General features: G+C 31.4%; 1 pseudogene. It reads left to right on the top strand.

The window, feature by feature from the left end:
* Nucleotides 1-1,115: pseudogene (locus IC221_RS29215) on the top strand (hypothetical protein); the annotation flags it as partial.

Raw genomic sequence — 1,115 nt, 5'->3', positions numbered from 1 at the left:
AACTATAGTCCACAAAATAAAATTGGTAAATCGCAAATTATAGAACACTCTGGAAATCCTATTGTTATTTCATTGCCTGCTGATATCAATTCATCAAATAATAGCTATCAATGGTACAAAGATGGAAAAGTAATTGAAAATGATGCCAATCAAAACACCTATACTACAGATCAAATGGGTACTTTCCATTGTGACATTAACAACATTACGTTCCCTGAATTAACATTAACCTCTGAACCAACCTATATATTAAATTCCACCATTTTTGAACAGGATTCACTCGCAACTGTAGACATTTATAACAAAAACAATAATAATACGCTTCAATGGGATATTAATGCTCCTATAACAACTTGGCAAGGAGTCCAATTTTCCAATGGGAGAATTAATCAATTAAAAATCAATAATGCAAAATTAGACACCCTTCCTAATAGTATAGGTACATTGGACGCCTTAGATACATTATGGATTCAAAACAATGATCTTACCTTTCAAAGTTTGGAAAACATTGCAACACCTTTTCCTCAAAATTTAATATACCAACCTCAAAATATCATCGGGGAAGTAGCATTTATAGATGCTACTGGTGGTAAAAATGTGTTATTAGAAGTTCCAAGTGATTTTGATCTCGCAACAACAAATAACCACTTCCAATGGTACAAGGACAATGAAATCATAATCAACGCAAACAGTAGACAATATACGACCAATACAACAGGAGAATATTTTTGTCATATCACAAATGACGACTTCCCTTTATTAACACTACAAACTGCAACTTTTAATGTTTTCGACACCAATCAATTAAAAGCAGATTCAATTATTGTTGCTTCTATTTATAATGATAACCCTTCTAACACCTTAAACTGGGATTTGAGTACTCCTATTGAAACTTGGAATGGAATTACTGTTTCCTTCTTTAGGGTAAAAACAATTCAATTAACAAATAAAAATATTCAAACACTACCCAATTCAATTGGTGAACTAGAAAAATTAGATACATTAGTTCTTAATGAAAACAAGATTGATATCTTACCAGAATCTATAACCGACTTGACCCGTCTAAAGCTACTTAATCTATCAAATAACAACCTTAGTTCTTTACTTGATCAAAT

It is taken from the genome of Flammeovirga sp. EKP202, assembly GCF_014534745.1.
In the GTDB taxonomy this organism is placed as follows: domain Bacteria; phylum Bacteroidota; class Bacteroidia; order Cytophagales; family Flammeovirgaceae; genus Flammeovirga.
The sequence above is the reverse complement of the archived record's forward strand: the minus strand, read 5'-3'. Positions and strand labels throughout refer to the sequence as shown.